Source organism: Pseudorhodobacter sp. W20_MBD10_FR17 (assembly GCF_052119765.1).
GTDB lineage: Bacteria > Pseudomonadota > Alphaproteobacteria > Rhodobacterales > Rhodobacteraceae > Pseudorhodobacter.
The window spans coordinates 1-16,666 of sequence record NZ_JBGQOQ010000050.1 but is presented as its reverse complement, the minus strand read 5'-3'; the positions used below and the strand labels follow the sequence as shown (position 1 = coordinate 16,666).

General features: G+C 56.1%; 13 protein-coding genes and 1 pseudogene. 9 read left to right on the top strand and 5 right to left on the bottom strand.

The annotated features are described in order from the left end of the window. Positions 1-340: 340 nt before the first annotated feature. The 3 genes from ACEN2J_RS19070 to ACEN2J_RS19060 all read right to left on the bottom strand — a co-directional run bounded on the left by ACEN2J_RS19070 (position 341) and on the right by ACEN2J_RS19060 (position 5,681). The gene (locus ACEN2J_RS19070; RefSeq protein WP_442108106.1) at positions 341-2,992 is read right to left on the bottom strand and encodes an ATP-binding protein; all 2,652 of its coding nucleotides are present in this window, start codon (positions 2,990-2,992) and stop codon (positions 341-343) included. 312 nt (positions 2,993-3,304) lie between these two features. After that, on the bottom strand, positions 3,305-4,663 hold the full coding sequence (locus ACEN2J_RS19065; protein ID WP_442108104.1) for a hypothetical protein: 1,359 nt from the start codon (positions 4,661-4,663) through the stop codon (positions 3,305-3,307). Positions 4,664-4,958: 295 nt separating this feature from the next. Further along, positions 4,959-5,681 (bottom strand): NAD(P)-binding domain-containing protein, encoded by a 723-nt coding sequence (locus tag ACEN2J_RS19060; RefSeq protein WP_442108102.1) that lies wholly within the window; start codon positions 5,679-5,681, stop codon positions 4,959-4,961. Between the two features lie 550 nt (positions 5,682-6,231). Between ACEN2J_RS19060 and ACEN2J_RS19055 the strand changes: the two genes are divergently transcribed. From ACEN2J_RS19055 to ACEN2J_RS19020, 8 genes are read left to right on the top strand one after another with little or no spacing between them, the layout of a single operon-like run. Further along, complete coding sequence (locus ACEN2J_RS19055; protein ID WP_442108100.1) at positions 6,232-6,651, top strand: hypothetical protein; 420 nt, start codon at positions 6,232-6,234, stop codon at positions 6,649-6,651. Then, on the top strand, positions 6,648-8,849 hold the full coding sequence (locus ACEN2J_RS19050; RefSeq protein ID WP_442108098.1) for a 4Fe-4S binding protein: 2,202 nt from the start codon (positions 6,648-6,650) through the stop codon (positions 8,847-8,849). Before ACEN2J_RS19055 ends, ACEN2J_RS19050 begins: the two co-directional genes overlap by 4 nt. A gap of 11 nt (positions 8,850-8,860) precedes the next feature. After that, a complete protein-coding gene (gene nosZ / locus ACEN2J_RS19045) occupies positions 8,861-10,798 on the top strand; it encodes a TAT-dependent nitrous-oxide reductase (protein WP_442108096.1) in 1,938 nt (645 codons plus the stop codon). A gap of 1 nt (position 10,799) precedes the next feature. Beyond that, entirely contained in the window at positions 10,800-12,128 is a 1,329-nt protein-coding gene (locus ACEN2J_RS19040) for a nitrous oxide reductase family maturation protein NosD (RefSeq protein WP_442108094.1), read from the top strand. After that, positions 12,094-12,981 carry an ABC transporter ATP-binding protein gene (locus ACEN2J_RS19035; protein ID WP_442108092.1) on the top strand — a complete coding sequence of 296 codons (888 nt, stop codon included), beginning with the start codon at positions 12,094-12,096 and terminating at the stop codon, positions 12,979-12,981. The genes ACEN2J_RS19040 and ACEN2J_RS19035 overlap by 35 nt, the downstream gene beginning before the upstream one ends. Next, positions 12,981-13,802: an ABC transporter permease gene (locus ACEN2J_RS19030; protein ID WP_442108108.1), complete on the top strand. Its 822-nt coding sequence runs from the start codon at positions 12,981-12,983 to the stop codon at positions 13,800-13,802. Before ACEN2J_RS19035 ends, ACEN2J_RS19030 begins: the two co-directional genes overlap by 1 nt. Then, a complete protein-coding gene (locus tag ACEN2J_RS19025) occupies positions 13,799-14,392 on the top strand; it encodes a nitrous oxide reductase accessory protein NosL (RefSeq protein WP_442108090.1) in 594 nt (197 codons plus the stop codon). The genes ACEN2J_RS19030 and ACEN2J_RS19025 overlap by 4 nt, the downstream gene beginning before the upstream one ends. Positions 14,393-14,396: 4 nt before the next feature. Further along, on the top strand, positions 14,397-15,305 hold the full coding sequence (locus ACEN2J_RS19020; RefSeq protein ID WP_442108088.1) for an FAD:protein FMN transferase: 909 nt from the start codon (positions 14,397-14,399) through the stop codon (positions 15,303-15,305). A 277-nt stretch (positions 15,306-15,582) separates the two neighbouring features. On the opposite strand, the pseudogene ACEN2J_RS19015 reads toward ACEN2J_RS19020, so the two are convergent. Continuing rightward, positions 15,583-15,712 (bottom strand): annotated as a pseudogene (locus tag ACEN2J_RS19015) (transposase); the annotation flags it as partial. 44 nt (positions 15,713-15,756) lie between these two features. Beyond that, positions 15,757-15,936 carry a transposase gene (locus ACEN2J_RS19010; protein ID WP_442108086.1) on the bottom strand — a complete coding sequence of 60 codons (180 nt, stop codon included), beginning with the start codon at positions 15,934-15,936 and terminating at the stop codon, positions 15,757-15,759. Between the two features lie 291 nt (positions 15,937-16,227). Between ACEN2J_RS19010 and ACEN2J_RS19005 the strand changes: the two genes are divergently transcribed. Continuing rightward, the coding region (locus ACEN2J_RS19005) for an IS4/Tn5 family transposase DNA-binding protein (protein WP_442108084.1) at positions 16,228-16,666 on the top strand (439 nt) is incomplete at its 3' end.

Here is a 16,666-nt window from a genome sequence, read left to right as displayed (position 1 = left end):
CTGTCTCGCAACAACAAATCAACCAGATACGCCGCCAACCTTCAAACCGCCCAAACACCAGATTCAGTCATAGCTCTTGAGCTGCGTGGTGCACGCCGTTGGCGGAGGTGTTGTGTTGTATTTGCAATTTTTGGAAGGCAATGGCCGTTCTTGGTTCTGGTCTTGTCCCGGTTTTGTTCCGGTCTCCTTCATAGCAAACGTTGCTCGAAAAAGACCGTAATTAAACCGGGACAAGACCAAACTGAATGGCGCCAAGTTTGGTCTGCATAGGTTCTTGTCTATTGTGGCAACCTGAGACAGGTTCGAATTTGTCTGACACCGCCGATGGGGGACGCCAAGCTCACGGGGGCTGCATGTCGAATTGGCGCTGATGAGGTGCATCTTTCGCATCAGAATGCCCATGCCAGCGGCTGAGTGCGTCTCGAAGTGACGCTATCAGTAATGGTTTACTCAAAACTTCGTTAAACCCTGCGTCAAGGCAGGACTGGCGTTCGGCATCTCCTGCATGGGCGGTCAGCCCCAATATGGGCACTTGCCCCCGCGAGCCCGACATTTTACGGATTTGTCGTGTTGCCTCCAGCCCATCGAGCACGGGCATTGACACATCCATGAAGATCAGGTCGTAGCGGAACTGCTGCGCCGCCTCGATTGCCTCTTGCCCGTTGAGCGCAAAATCAGCGCTCTGGCCAAGGCGCTCCAACATCGAGCGGGCAACGATTTGGTTGATGTTGTTGTCTTCGGCTACCAAAATGCGCATGCGGGGCAAGGCTGCCTTATGATCGGGGATGGGTTTCGTAACCCTTGCCTCTGCAGCGGGAAGCGCAAGGTCCAAATAAAACTTTGACCCTTCATCAGGACAGCTTTCAAACGACATTCCCCCCGCCATCAACTCCGCCAGGCTGCGACAGATCGACAGGCCAAGACCCGTGCCGCCAAAACGACGCGTGTAAGACGCATCAAGCTGGTTGAAACGGCCAAAAACCTGCGGTTGTGCCTCAAGAGGGATACCCAAGCCAGTATCGGCGACAGCAAAGCGCAAGGAAACAGCGCCGTTCGCTGCATGCCCCAATTTCTGGACTGAAACAATCACCGAACCGGAACTTGTGAATTTCACAGCATTGCTGACCAAGTTGGCCAGGATCTGCCTAATCCGCCCGGAATCTCCGGTAAGCCAGCGCGGTACACCGTCACCCGTGACGCTATCAAGGATGATCCCCTTTTCACGCGCCCGCTGCGCATAAAGGTGGATGACGCTGCGGACCAGCGGCTCCAACTCAAATGGTGCAATTTCAAGCTCCACCTTGCCGGCTTCAATCTTGGACATATCCAGAATGTCGTTCAGGATGACCAGCAGGCTATCTGCACTAGAGCGGGCGATCTGGAGCTGCTCCGCCTGTTCTGGTGGGAGTGTGGCTTCGCCCATCGCGCCCAACATGCCCAATACGCCGTTCATCGGTGTACGCAGCTCATGGCTCATAACCGCAAGAAACTCGGACTTGGCCGCATTGGCCCGCTCGGCCTCTGCAACGGCCTCGCGCATGGCACTTTCTTGGTGAATTTCAGTTGTGACATCGCGTAGACTGCCCGTCAGTATTTCGGGTTGGCCAAATTCATCAAAGCTCATCTCAAGGGTGCCGCGAACGTGCAATATTGAGCCGTCGGCATGGCGCATGCGACTGTTGATGATGATCTGACGCTCACTATAGGGTGCATCAGGTGTGCGGAGGTCTGTTAGCATCCCAACGACCCCGTCCAGATCGTCGGGGTGAAAGATCTGCCGCAACCGCGCGGCACCTTTTTTAGGATCAAGGCCCAGCATGCGGAACATCTCGTCCGACCAATGGACCTGCGCCGTTTTAATATTTTGGCGAAAACTGCCAATATGCGCAATGCGTTGAGCTGCGGCAAGGCTGCGCTCGCTGTCAAGAAGCGCCCGCTTTGCCTGCACCTCATCAGTGACATCACGGACGGTTGACACCATATAAAGCGGTTGGCCTTCGCGATTGGCGAGCAATTCCGAAATTGCCGCCAACTCGATCACTTGACCATCCGAGCGATAGGCGCGGTAGGTCAGATCACGCAGTGCAGGCTGACCGGTTTCCTGTGATCGTTTTAGAGCCTCGGTTTCACTTGCGACCACCCGTTCGACATCGGCGGGAATCAATAATGCCTGAAACGCGGTCCCAGACATCTCGCCTCCGGGCTGAAGCCCGTAAATACGCGCAAATTCATCCGACCAGGTGACTTGGTCGCTTTGATAATCCCAGCGCAGCGTACCCAAATGGGCGATACGCTGGGCCTCGGCCAGATCATGCACCGCTGTGCGCAGCGTAAGTCCGGCCTTGTGCGCTGCGCGTTTTTGCAACCAGAGGGTTGCCAACGCCAACATTGCCACCAAAAATACAAAACCCGCGAAACGTTCGGACCAAAGCTCCAACTCTTCCATCGGCGCACGGTTGTTATCATTGATCTGGCCCAACTGGAAAAATGCGTCGATCACATAGCGATCCAAATTCACGTCTTGGAATTCCAGCATGTCCGCCAGTGCCGCCAGAGACTGGCTTTTTGTCATGCCTGTGGCCGTATCGCGCGCCTCCGGTTCCTGCGTCGCCTGAACGATCTCAAGCTGTTGGGCCAACGGCATCTGTATCAGGTCCAGCGGCTCTCCATTGCTCGGCAGCACATTTCGCGCCCCCGGGTAGGCCAAGACTTCTCTAATCTTTTGCAAGAGTATTTGGCTGCGGTCTTCTAGCTGTCGACCCGAGTCAGTATCGCCCGTAGCAAAGGCACGCGCCGCAGCGCGCGCTTCACCTGTGCTGATATGCAGAGCGAACATTTCGTTACGCAGCGCCGACGCATCCAAGTCTTCAGAAGTATTGCGCATAACGAACGGCGCCAGCACAAGTGCCATCATCAGGCAGCCGACACTCAAGGCAATACAAATGCTGGTGACTGCATTTTGCCAACGCGGGTATTTTTGCATATGTTTCATCTCGCGCCTTAAGTTTTACGCCGCCGCAGGAAGATAAGGATAATTTTAATCCAAATTTGCAGTAAACGTAACCCATAGTTCAGCTTATAGTTGCATTTGGTATATTTTCACTTTGTCAAAATTTGGGCACAATAGGCATTAAGTTTTATACAAATCGTTCGTTCTTCATCGTATATCTCCTCAGATATCTTGCCGAGAAAGTTCTACTTATGAACGCCACTCATTTTAGGGGGGATTAGTGCAACAGCGAGAAGACGGTGCGCCGTGCGATTATAGCGGGCTAGGGGTGGCCTTGGGCGAATACTGTAGATGTTACTCTTTGTTCGCTCCGCCACTAAACAGCGCCGAAGACTTGAGGTCGAGTCGCAGGTTCCCTTGGGCAAGGCGGTCCCTTAACACCGATGCCGCGAAAGCCGTATTTGCGACAATCATGTCTGTCTGATCTTCCTCAAGGCCAAAACTGCCCCGCAGCCAGAGATAGATCGGGCCCTGGCTTTGAAAGTCTGTGTCCAAGGTCTGAAGCTTTTCATAAAGCGCGGGGTCAAAGTGATGAAGGTTTTCGAGCGCTTTCATAGTCACAAGATGATTGTCATATTCTGGCCGTCCGCCTGCATCATTGTCGTTCAGGCGGCTGCGTAGCAAAATCTGCGCATCTTGCGGAATGCCTCCTTCTCCTGCCACTTGATCACGGAAGCGTTCGCGCTTTAGTTTGCCGTCCTTTTCCCAATAGAAATATTCGCGGTAGTCGATATTCCCCGGTCGATCCTGCTGGCCCATAAGACTGTCAATCAACAGAATCTCAGCCATATCATGCATCCAAAAGGCCAGTTGAGCAGGGCTGATGCGCTGGGTTTCGCGCCCTTCCGGCGTGAACACCGCGTCATCCCCTTTCAGCGTTTCGCTGATTGCCTCTGCCAAAGGACGGTCGGTGTTCAGGGCGGTCACAGCCGGTGTTTGCAAAAAGGCGGCATAGCGGTTTTCGGCCGTGTCAAAAACCACGCTGCCGTTCATTTCCGGGCCATATTGGGTGCCGCCGCCATCGTACATCGTGCCGTAGGCCGCTGTTCCATCTGCGGTCAAAAAATCCGCGGCGCTGCCATAGCTGCCCGGTTTTTTGTACGTATCAGGCTGTTTTATGGCGTCGACAATCGTGGACCATGCCGCGTGGTTTAGCGCCAATTCATCCTGCCCTGTGGTCAGGTCCTGCCCGCCCAACGCAACTTCATTCAGCAATACAGACTTGTCGATACTGCGCCAAACCGCGACCGGAACGGTGATGGAAAAATCGAAATAACGCGACAGGTGGTAATAGAGCAGCGAGGACGGTGTAAAGGTGGCGCTGGTTGTTTCTTGGTTCATCGTGAACTTAAGGCGCGTAATCGCGTCTTTGGCGACATATTTTGCGATCTTTCCGCCAGCACAGACCTTGGTTTGAAACCCTAGTCTATCGCCCTGAAATTTGCCTTCGGAAATGTCGTAGAACACAATCGCGGGGCTGGTGGACCAGATTTTAGGGCAAAGCGCTACATCGACGTCATAGGCATCGAGGCTGCAAAGTTCGGCTTCATCTTTCAGGTCATCCGGATCGTAGAGGACCGTCGGCATCGGAGAGATGCGGACACAGCGTTCAGCGATACCATTATAGCTTTGATAAGCGCTGATTTGTCCCAACACGTCGTCAGTTGCCTGCGCTGGAAAAGTAGGCGCGAGCGAAGCAAATATGCCAAATATCAGTCTTTTCAAACGAGCACCCTACATATCATGCGCGGCGGCGTGCCGATGTTTTTTCTAGTCTGCAATTGCCCTTTCCGCAAATGGTTTCAGGACCAAAGGGTCAGAACACGTCGCGACGAGAGATAAAGTCGGCGGCAAGAGCCGCAAAACATCAGGCCATGGCGCTACCAAGATGGGAACAGCCGCACCGCTGCATCGCGCCCAGACCGGACGCGTCACCAACAGCCCGTAATCATTCCAACGCGTTCAGCCCGCCGGTTAATGCCTCACTTGAACCGCTTGCCTCCATGTGCAACCGCAGACGTTGGTTGTATCCGCCGGGGGTGTTCAAGGCCTTAATGAGAGCGGCGCTCTCAGTATCGGACAGGTTCGAGGCAATAAGTGCCCTCAGGAAAGCCTCGCCCTGCGCCTTGTCCGAAACGCGTTTTCCAAGCCATTCCGCGGTGTCATTTACCATCCTTGCAACCGGCGAAAGGACGGCCTGCGCGCATAAATATGCGGCCATCTCCTTGGCGTCCTTCAGCGGATAAATCTCGTTTCGCGCACCAAATATCTCGTCGACCAATGCGGGGTCACCTTGCATCATAATAGGCGTTCCGCCTTTCGAAATTCCGGGAAACGGCATCATGATTGCCACCGCACGTGCAGGGCGCACCATTGCGTCCGCCTGCTCAAGCGTGGCACCGGCCATAAAGGTGATGATGCGCTGATCCCCCCGAAACCTAAGCGCCCCAAGCACATCGGGAGCGACCTCGGCGATCAGCGCCAAGAAAATCACGTCACTTGCATCCACAACGCCCTGATTGTCAGAGATGGTTACATTCTCATAGGCATCAGCCAGCGCGCGTGCGTAAGTTGCACTTCGTTCGGAAACCAAGATTTGATGACCGTCTCTTGCGATGCCGTGGACAGCAGCGCTGGATATCATTCCGCATCCAATAACCCCAATACGCATGCCGCTGCTCCCCTTGATTGTATCTGCCCCCACATGGCCCCATTCCGAAACCTTGGCCGCAGTTGATTTCTGCCTGAAAAAGCCAGTTGCTCCAATACCTATCTCTGAGACGTGGGTTCGATCTCTGCCTTGCCGCGATCAGGGGTGGGTTTGTCCGCTCGGTAGAAGCGCGTATGAGGAAATGCTGAGGTATTGACGAATGGCAGCCTTGGACCGTCCGAGACATCCGACACAAAGGGCGGGACTCGGAAATTCGCTGCCGGCGCGAACCTACCTTGTCGCGACATCGGAAGCTGACGCTTGGGCGGTCCAACGTTTGGGATCAGATCGGGCCGACCATGCACGAACACGCAACATGGGCCGTTCGATAGGGGCGCTTTGATCGGGCGAAACGGGGTAGGGCAGCTTAATCATTGCCAGCCGAAATGCGGAATTGAATTCTAAAATTAGAATATATGATTGTTTTTATTATATTATTTTTGATTAAAAAATGGTCGTTCACTTGATTTAAGTCAAGTCAATGTCAGGCACAGTCTGACAAACACGCGGAATGAAAACCGTTTGGTCCCATATCGAATCTCTGCTTTTGTGCATTTGCATCATGCTTTACGGCATGGCGTCTGATGCCGGAACAAACATGGGCGTTGGCGCCTTTGAGATGGTCATTTGCTCGGGCGATGGGCCAATTTCCGTGGTGATTGATGCGAATGGCAATCCGGTCACGCCTGATCGCAAATGTTGTGATTGCTTGACCTGCGGCACGCCAACTACAGCCCTGGCAACGGGCGCTTTCCGGCTTTGCGCCGCCCCCGCACGGTTTTCCAAACTGGTAATTTCGATCACGGATCAAACCCCAACCTCGCCCCATGCCACCCAACCCCAAGCACGCGGCCCCCCATCCGCCATCCGGAAAAATGGCGTATCCGCCATGCCGGGCTGTGGGTCGGTCTATAAGGACACCGCAGCATGACACTCTCTCGCTTTGCTATTCGTTTTTTCCTTTGTCTATTTGCGTCGCTGTTTCTGGTGCTGCCTGCCTCGGCGGAGTCTGTTCTTTCAAAACTTCTGCCGACAATTGTCGCAGGCGAGGTGGTTGACGGGGCCGATGGCTTTGGTTCGATCCGAGAGGATGTGCCCGTTGCCCCGATTTTGAAGGCGGGGCAGCCGATTGGCTGGGCCTATATCGCATCTGATTTCGTATCGACCACCGGCTATTCTGGCAAACCCATTCACACAATGATTGCCTTGGACACAGACGCCAAAGTGATCGGTGTGCAGCTTATCAAGCATTCAGAACCAATTGTTCTGATCGGTATTCCTGATTCCAAGATCAAAGCTCTTACGGCCAATTATCGAGGTATGGATTTGGTCGCCGAGGCCAACTCTGGCGGTACCGCGCATGAGCTGGACATTATTTCGGGCGCGACTGTCACGGTTATGGTGATTGACGATTCCATTGTACGCTCTGGCCTGAAGGTGGCCCGTGCTTTGGGTTTGGGCGGCCTTGCCGTTGAGGAAAAAGCCGCTGGCCCACAGTTTGAAGTGAACCCGGACGCCGAAGCTGCCAGCGATTGGATGACGCTGGAAGGTGACGGCACCATTCGCCGCCTGTCCTTGGATGTGGGGCAGGTGAATGCCGCCTTTGCCGCTATGGAAGACCCGCGAGCCGCCCAACGCGCACTGACCCAGGCACCCGAAACGACCTATATCGAAATGCAGGTGGCGCTGGTATCGCAACCCGCAATCGCAAAAAGCATTCTGGGTGAGGCCGAAGCCGAAAATCTTAAGACTTGGTTAAAAGAGGGCGAGCAGGCCATCGCGATTGTTGGCAAGGGGCTATATTCCTTCAAAGGCTCGGGCTATGTGCGCGGCGGGATTTTTGACCGTATTGTGTTGATCCAAAACGATGTGTCGGTTCGTTTCCATGACAAACAGCACCGCCGCATCAACAGCTTGGCCGCCGACGGCGCACCGGCCTTTATTGAGGCGGATCTGTTCAAGATCCCTGCAGATACCGAATTTGACCCAACACAACCTTTCCGCATTCAATTGCTGGTGCAGCGCGAAGTGGGTGCGATTGAAAAGGTCTTTACCACCTTCGATCTCGGCTATCAGTTGCCGCAACACTACCAACGCCAAATCGCGGCCCCGCCTGCGGCAGAGGTGTCAGCGTCAGTGACGGATGCGGCAACGCAATCCGAAGACGCCGCGCACCAAGCGCTGTGGAAACGCATCTGGCTGGATAAGAAGCTGGAAATCGTGGTGCTGACAGCGATGCTGGGCGTGCTGACGTTGGTGTTCTTTTTTCAAGGTTTAGCAACCCGCAATGCGCGCGTCTTTTTCTGGTTCCGCATTGGCTATCTAACTGTGACGCTGGTGTTTCTGGGCTGGTACGCAAATGCGCAGTTGTCTGTTGTCAACTTGATGGCGCTGTTCGGGGCGTTGGTGTCTGGCTTCAGTTGGCAGGCGTTTTTGTTGGACCCGATGACCTTTATCCTGTGGTTCTCACTTGCCGCCGCTTTGCTGTTCTGGGGCAGAGGGGCGTATTGCGGTTGGCTTTGCCCCTTTGGCGCGCTGCAAGAATTGCTGAGCCGTATCGCCAAGGCCTTGCACATTCCGCAATGGACCCTGCCTTGGGGCCTGCATGAACGGCTATGGCCACTGAAATACATGATCTTTTTGGGCCTCTTCGGGGTGTCCTTGATGAGCATCGAGCAAGCCGAACATCTGGCCGAGGTGGAGCCGTTCAAAACCGCCATCGTGTTGAAATTCGTGCGGGCTTGGCCATTTGTAGCCTATGTTGCTGCCTTGCTGATCGCGGGCCTGTTCGTGGAACGGTTCTATTGCCGTTATCTTTGCCCGCTTGGTGCGGCCTTGGCCATTCCAGCACGGTTGCGGATGTTTGATTGGCTGAAACGCTACAAAGAATGCGGCAGCCCTTGCCAGACCTGCGCCAACCAATGCCCCGTTCAGGCCATCCACCCCACAGGTGAGATTAACCCGAACGAGTGCGTGAACTGCCTGCATTGTCAGGTGTTGTACCAGTCGAAAACCACTTGCCCCGTTGTGATCAAGAAACTGAAACGCCGCGAAAGCGTGGGCGATGTGCCCGATCTTGGCCGCGGTTTCATGGGGCATCCAAACCAACTTAAATCTGACCAGAACTGAAAGGACTAACCATGTCTGACGACCTGAAAATGAGACTAACCCGCCGCGGGATGTTGGGCGCTACTGCTGGTGGCGCAGCCCTTGCCGGTGGCCTTGGCAGCCGCGCTATTTTGGCAGGCGGCGCTTTGGGGGCTGCGACTGTAGCAGCCACAACTGCGGCACATGCATCCGAGGCGGCGAACGTAGCCCCCGGCCAATTGGATGAGTATTACGGTTTCTGGTCCTCGGGCCAATCGGGCGAAATGCGCATCTTGGGCCTGCCATCGATGCGTGAATTCATGCGCGTGCCAGTGTTCAACATTTGCTCGGCCACGGGTTGGGGCATCACCAACGAGTCCAAGAAAATTCTGACCGAGGGGCTGTTGCCCAAAACCAAGGCCTATCTGGCCGCCAATGGGTTGGAATTCCCGCGCAACGGCGATTTGCACCACGTCCACATGTCATTCACCGAAGGCACCTATGACGGGCGTTTCCTGTTCATGAATGACAAGGCCAACACCCGCGTGGCCCGCGTGCGGTGTGACGTAATGAAATGCGACAAGATCACTGAAATTCCAAACGCCAAGGGCATCCACGGTTTGCGCCCGCAGCGGTGGCCGCGTACCAACTATGTGTTCTGTAACGGCGAAGACGAAGTGCCGATGGTCAATGATGGCAAAATCCTGGATAAGCCCGAAGAATACGTAAACTTCTACACCGCCCTGAACGCCGACGATATGACTGTGGCGTGGCAGGTTATGGTATCGGGCAACCTCGACAATACCGATGCCGATTATGAAGGCAAATACGCGTTCTCGACCTGCTATAACTCGGAAATGGGGATGACCCTGCCGGAAATGACCGAGGCCGATATGGACCATGTCGTGGTCTATAATATCGCCGAGATCGAAAAAGGCATCGCCGAGGGCGACTTTATTGAACTGAACGGCGTTAAGGTGATTGACGGGCGTAAGGGCAAAAACAAGAAATATACCCGCTACATCCCGATTCCGAACAACCCGCACGGCTGCAACATGGCACCCGACAAAATCCACCTGTGTATCGCAGGCAAGCTGTCGCCAACCGTGTCCGTGATCGACGTGCGCAAACTGGAAGCCGTGTTCAACGATGAGGCCGAGCCGCGCTCGGTTGTGGTTGCCGAACCAGAACTGGGCCTTGGCCCGCTGCACACCTGCTTTGACGGCACTGGCAACGCGATGACCACACTGTTTTTGGACAGCCAAGTCGTGCGTTGGAACATCGAAGACGCGATCAAAGCCCATAATGGCGAAAACGTCGACCCGATCCGTTCCAAAACCGATGTGCATTACCAGCCTGGTCACAACTCGACCGTGATGGGCGAAACCTTGGATGCCAACGGCAAATACTATCTGTCGATGAACAAGTTCTCGAAGGACCGGTTCTTGAACGTTGGCCCGTTGAAACCGGAAAACGAGCAGCTGTTTGCCATTGATGGCGACACGCTGACGTTGATCCATGACGGCCCAACCTTTGCCGAACCGCATGACAGCATCATCGTGGACCCGTCCAAGGTGAACCCGCTGTCGGTCTGGGACCGCAACGACCGCATGTGGGCCGATACCCGCACGCAGGCCGAGGCGGATGGCATCGATCTGGATGACTGGCAAGACACGGTGATCCGAGATGGCAACAAAGTGCGGGTCTATATGTCCTCGCAGGCGCCGAACTTTGCGTTGGAGAGCTTTACGGTCAAAGAGGGCAATGAGGTGACGGTGATCGTGACCAATCTTGATGACATCGACGACCTGACCCACGGTTTCACAATGGGCAACCACGGTGTGGCGATGGAAATCTCGGCGCAAGCAACCAGCTCGGTTAGCTTTATCGCGGCGCAGCCGGGGGTTTTCTGGTACTATTGCCAGTGGTTCTGCCACGCGCTTCACATGGAAATGCGCGGCCGGATGTTCGTTGAACCAAAGGACGCCTAAGATGTTGCGTGCCCTGTCCATTTTGGTCTTGCTTGCCGCCTCGCCCCTGTGGGCGCGGGAGTGGGCTGTTGCGCCAGGTCAGGACACGCTTGCAAACGCCATCGCCGGGGCTGCCCCCGGCGATGTGCTAACACTTTCAAAGGGGCGCTATTTGGGCGCTTTAGTGATCAATAAACCCTTGGCCATTCTTGGCCCCGTTGACGCGGTGATTGACGGGCAGGGCAAAGGCACGGTCGTCACTGTCGACGCATCCGATGTCACGGTAAAAGGCGTTACGGTGACGGGTTCGGGGCAAAGCAGCCCTGATTTGGATTCCGGCGTCAAGATTTTGAAAAAGGCCGACCGCGCGTTAATTGAGGGCAATCATGTGCTGGGCAATTTGCACGGCATTGATGTGCATGGTGGCCGTGATGCTATGGTGCGCGGCAACACCATTGAGGGCACGCAAAACCCACGGATGAACGACCGTGGCAATGGGGTTTATGTTTGGAATTCGCCCGGTACGGTGGTTGAAGGCAACTCGGTCCGCTGGGGTCGCGATGGTATTTTCTCCAATACCTCACGCGATGGAACTTATCGCAACAACCTGTTCCGCGACCTGCGCTTTGCTGTGCATTACATGTACACCAACGATTCCGAGGTGTCGGGAAATGTGTCGATCGGCAACCACCTTGGCTATGCGATCATGTTCTCGAACAAGGTCATTTTGCGCGACAACCTGAGCCTTGGCGACCGGAGCCATGGCGTGATGCTGAACTATACCAACAGCTCGGACGTGTCGGGCAATTTGGTGCGCGGCGGGGCGAGCCGCTGCACATTTATCTACAATTCCCACAAGAACCTGATCTATGGAAATCGCTTTGAGGGCTGCGCAATTGGCATCCACTTTACCGCCGGGTCGGAACGCAATGTGCTGACGGGCAACGCCTTTATCGGCAATCGCGAGCAGGTGAAATACGTAGGCACCCGCGATGTAGAGTGGAGCTTTGAGGGTCGTGGCAATTACTGGTCGGACCATCCTGCCTTTGATCTGGATGGCAATGGCATTGCCGACAGCGCCTTTCGCCCCAATGATTTAATGGACCATATCTTGTGGTCACAACCTGCTGCCGCGTTGTTGATGGGCGCGCCTGCAGTGCAACTGATCCGCTGGTCCCAATCCAGCTTTCCGGCCACTTTGCCGGGTGGCGTGCTGGATTCCGCGCCCTTGATGGCCGCGCCCAGCATTGCCGTTCCCCCCGAATTTGCCGCGATGGAGGCCGATGCCGCCGCCCGCAGGCCCAAAGGACTGAATGATGACTTCGACATTAACGATCTCAGCGCTCACTAAGACCTATGACGGGGTGCGTGCCTTGTCAGATGTCTCGCTGCATGTCGCGGCGGGCGAGCGTGTCGCGTTGCTGGGCCATAATGGTGCTGGAAAATCGACCTTGATGAAGATTATACTGGGGCTGATTGCGGCGGATACGGGCGATATTTCGGTTTGTGGGGCGGCACCGGGCAGTGTGGCCGCGCGTGCGGCCGTGGCCTATTTGCCGGAAAATGCAGCCTTTCACCCTGCGCTGACAGGGCTGGAACAGATCAGCCATTATGTGCGCCTACGCGGCGAGCCTGCAGCAAAGGCGATGGACTTGCTCGACAGGGTGGGACTTGGCCATGCGGCAAAGCGGCGGATTGGCACCTATTCCAAGGGTATGCGCCAGCGTGTTGGGCTTGCCCAAACCCTGATCGGTGCGCCAAGGCTTTTGGTGTTGGATGAACCCACCAGCGGGCTTGACCCTGTATCGCGGCGTGACTTTTACACTTTGTTGGACGGGCTTGCCTCGGACGGGGCGGCGATACTTTTATCCAGTCACGCGCTGACCGAGGTAGAAGCCCAGACTGACCGGCTGCTCATTTTGTCGGGCGGGAAGCTGGTGGCCCAAGGCTCCCTGAGCGATTTGCGACGAGAGGCTGCTTTGCCAGTGGTGATGCACTTGACCGCCCGCAACGGCTATGTCGCCGATCTGATGGCCGCCCTGCCAGGGCTCGGTCCGGATTTGCGGATCAGTTGCAGCCAAGCCGACAAGCTGCCCACCTTGGCACGCATCGCAGCTTTGGAAGGCAAAATCGCGGATCTGGATGTGATGCCTCCCAGCCTTGAGGATATTTACAGCTATTTCAGCCGGAGGGACGGCCAATGATGGACCGCATTTTGGCAACTGCCATCACCGAGGCCCATATCGCACGGCGCAACCGTTGGGTTGCGATTGCCGTCATTTTGATGGTGGTGTTCTCTCTTGTATTGGCTGCGGCAGGTTCGGCGGCAACAGGTGCTTTGGGGGCTGACAGGCTTTCGGTCATTGTAGCATCGCTGACCTCCTTGTCGGTTTATCTGGTGCCTTTGGTCGCTCTTTTGATGTCGTTTGATGCTGTGGCGGGCGAGGTAGAGCGTGGCACGCTGCCCTTGCTACTAACCTATCCGGGCGCGCGCTGGGAGGTGCTGCTTGGCAAGCTGTTGGCGCATCTGGCGATTTTGACCTTTGCCATTGTGGCAGGCTATGGCGCGGCGGCGTTGGCCGCAATTCTGGCCGATCCGCGTGCGGTGGCAGGCCTGCCCGCGTTGTGGCGGCTCACTTGGACAAGCGTTGCACTTGGGGCCACCTTCCTGTGCGCAGGTTACGCCTTGTCATCCTTGGCCCGCAGGCCTTCTGGGGCAGCAGGCCTTGCGATTGGGCTCTGGCTTGGGTTGGTCGTGCTTTATGATCTTGGGCTGTTGGCAGCGATTGTCGCTGATGATGGCGGGGTCTTTACCACCCGGGTTTTCCCACTCGCCCTGTTGGCCAATCCTGCCGATGCCTTTCGCCTGTTCAATCTTGCCGCGGCCGAGGCGACGGCGGCTGCGGCGGGTGTTGGAGGGGCTGCGGCGTCTATCCCGCTGTGGCAATCCTTGTCGTCTTTACTGGCTTGGCCCGTTGCCGCCTTGGCCTTGGCAACACTGGCATTCCGCAAGGTGGTACCATGAAACATATCACATTGGTTCTCTGCCTATTTGCTCTCGCCGCCTGCAAAGAGGACGTGACGCAGGATGTCTCGGCTGTAACCCTGGATCCGCAAGCCGTGGGGCATTATTGCCAAATGGAATTGTTGGAGCATGACGGCCCCAAGGGCCAAGCACATTTGGCGGGCCTGCCCGGCGCGCCAATATTTTTTAGCCAAGTCCGCGATGCCGTGGCCTATATCCGGATGCCCGAACAAAGCCATTCCATTTTGGCTGTCTGGGTCAATGATATGGGGGCTGATGGGGCCAGCTGGGCCGCCCCCGGTGCTGACAACTGGATTCGTGCAGAGAGTGCCCTCTATGTGGTTGGCGCGCGTGTCAAAGGGGGGATGGGCGCGCCCGAGGTTGTGCCGTTTTCCGATCCGGCCCGCGCGGACGCCTTTGCGCAGATGAACGGGGGGTCGGTTATGTCGCTTGACCAAATCCCGGATGAGGCGGTCCTTGCCCCCGTTGATTTGGATGGCGTCGCCTTGGAGGGCGTCGCGCAAGGTGATGACAATGATACCGATTTTGAACAACGTTTGCGTGACCTTTCACGCAAGACCGGAGGATAAGACTATGACAACCCGTCGCCGTTTCTTGGCCATCAGCGCCGCCGCTTTCGCCTTGCCTGCCGCCGCCAAATCGCAACAGGTCTATACTTGGTCGGGTATGGCGCTAGGGGCGCGTGCGACTATCCGGCTAGCGCATGCGGATGCGCCCGCCATCACGGCGCGCGCGGCCGCCGAGATAGAACGGCTGGAGGATGTGTTTAGTCTGTATCGTCGCAACAGCGCGCTTTCGCGGCTGAACCAGAACGGCGCGTTGGGCGCACCTCCATTTGAACTGCTGGAATGTCTGTCCTTGGCGGGCGCGGTGCATCAAGCGACGGGCGGTCTTTTTGACCCGACGGTGCAACCACTCTGGGCCGTTTATGCAGAGGCCGCAGTGCAGAGCCAAACCCCTGATGCGCAAAAGATTGATGCGGCAATGGCGATGACGGGCTGGGAAGGGATGTCATTAGAAGCCGATCGCATTTCCCTGCGCCCTGGCATGGCGCTTACGCTGAACGGCATAGCGCAGGGGTATATTGCCGACCGCATAGCTGGATTGTTAGAGGGCGAAGGCTTGCAAGATATATTGATTGATACGGGTGAGTTTCGGGCAATTGGCCAGCAGCCACAAGGTGGCGCGTGGCCTGTATCGCTGGCCCAAGGCGGGGGCGTCGCACTGACATCGCGGGCGCTAGCCACATCGGCGCCGCTTGGTACGTTCTTTGATCCGGCGGGCACCTTGGGCCATATTTTAGACCCAAGAACCGGCTTAACTGCTGCACCGCGCTGGCGTGGGATCAGCATTTCCTCGGGCTCCGCGGCCCTTGCGGATGGTTTATCGACTGCGGCCTGCCTAATGGAAACGCGAGAGCAGATTGAGGCAAGCCTTGTCACATTTAGAGACAGTAGACTTGAGTCGGCCGTTAGCACATAAATCTAGCCTACTTCCAATACTCAAATGTGCTGAAGTATGTTTACATGCGCGAAAGGGGGCTTTGGCCCCCAAAGAAGCCTAACGGTGAATGTTCCATTCACCTACCGTCCAACGGGTTGCCGCCTTTTTTAACACTTCCCTCTCCTCGCGCAGCAGCCGGACTTCCTTGCGAATACGCTCATTCTCCTTTTCGACGTCCTCGTGCGGACCCGACATCAGATCGTCATGCTCCCTCTCGGGATATTGCTGCGCAATACCCTACCGGGCAGTGGATGCTTCTGAACCCACTTGTTCAAAGTCGAAAGACCCACACCCAAATCTGATGAAACTTGCGGTCGTGTTAAGCCGCTTGTAACCGCACTGCGCACTGCATCTCGCCGAAACTCGTCTGTGTATCTCGTTGCCATTCTTAATCTCCTTCATAGCAAACATTGCTCGAAAGAAACCGGAACTAAAACGGGGCAAGACCAATGGACACATGATTGGCCTTAACACCGTGCCGACGCGCCACTTCGTTGACCGTGACACCCACCACCAGCGTCTCGGAAACTATCCGGCCCTTCGCCTCATCCGACCACCGCCGCTTGGCTGACGGAGCCGCAAGCAACTCCACAAACCCAACGGCCTCCATATTGCGCTCCCGATGGACTCCCACTGACACCTCTCATGCAAATCTCCATGGGACGCGCAATCGCAGCTTACAGATTCAGCAGGAAGGTGGGGTTGGAATACTTGAAGTTACCCACAAGTCGTGTGGCAAATTGATTCACCCACAAGATTTGGTCTTGCTCCAGAAAACCCTATTGTGATTCGTCATGTGGCACCGCGTGAGTGAGCTGCGCAGATGGGGCAGAATTGGGTGGAAACAGAAACTGCTTAGTGCGATTTGGGGGATGCCCGGCTAAACCGGCGGCTTGGGGCAATGCTCGCAGCACTTGGGGAGCGACCGGGGAAATCGCTGCCCACGGCGTTCCAAGATTGGTCGAATACCAAGGCTGCCTACCGTTTTTTTTCTAACGGAAATGTCAGCGAAGACAAGATCCTAGAGGGCCATTTCGCCGCCTCCGCCTTGCGTATTCAAGCGACTGAGGGTCCGATCCTGATATTGCAGGATACTACGGAGTTCTCCTTCAAACGCGCCGCGCCAGAGAAGATCGGGTTCACCAAGATTGCAACCGGCCCAAAGGGCAAGGATCGGCGCCATCAGAAATACAGGGTTTGCGGGCTATTGATACATGCCAGCCTAGCGATAACGCCAGAGGGGCTGCCTTTGGGGCTGACGGCGGCCAAGTTCTGGTCGCGCGCCCAATTCAAGGGATGCGACGCGCTCAAGCGCAAGATCAATCCGACCCGGGTGCCGA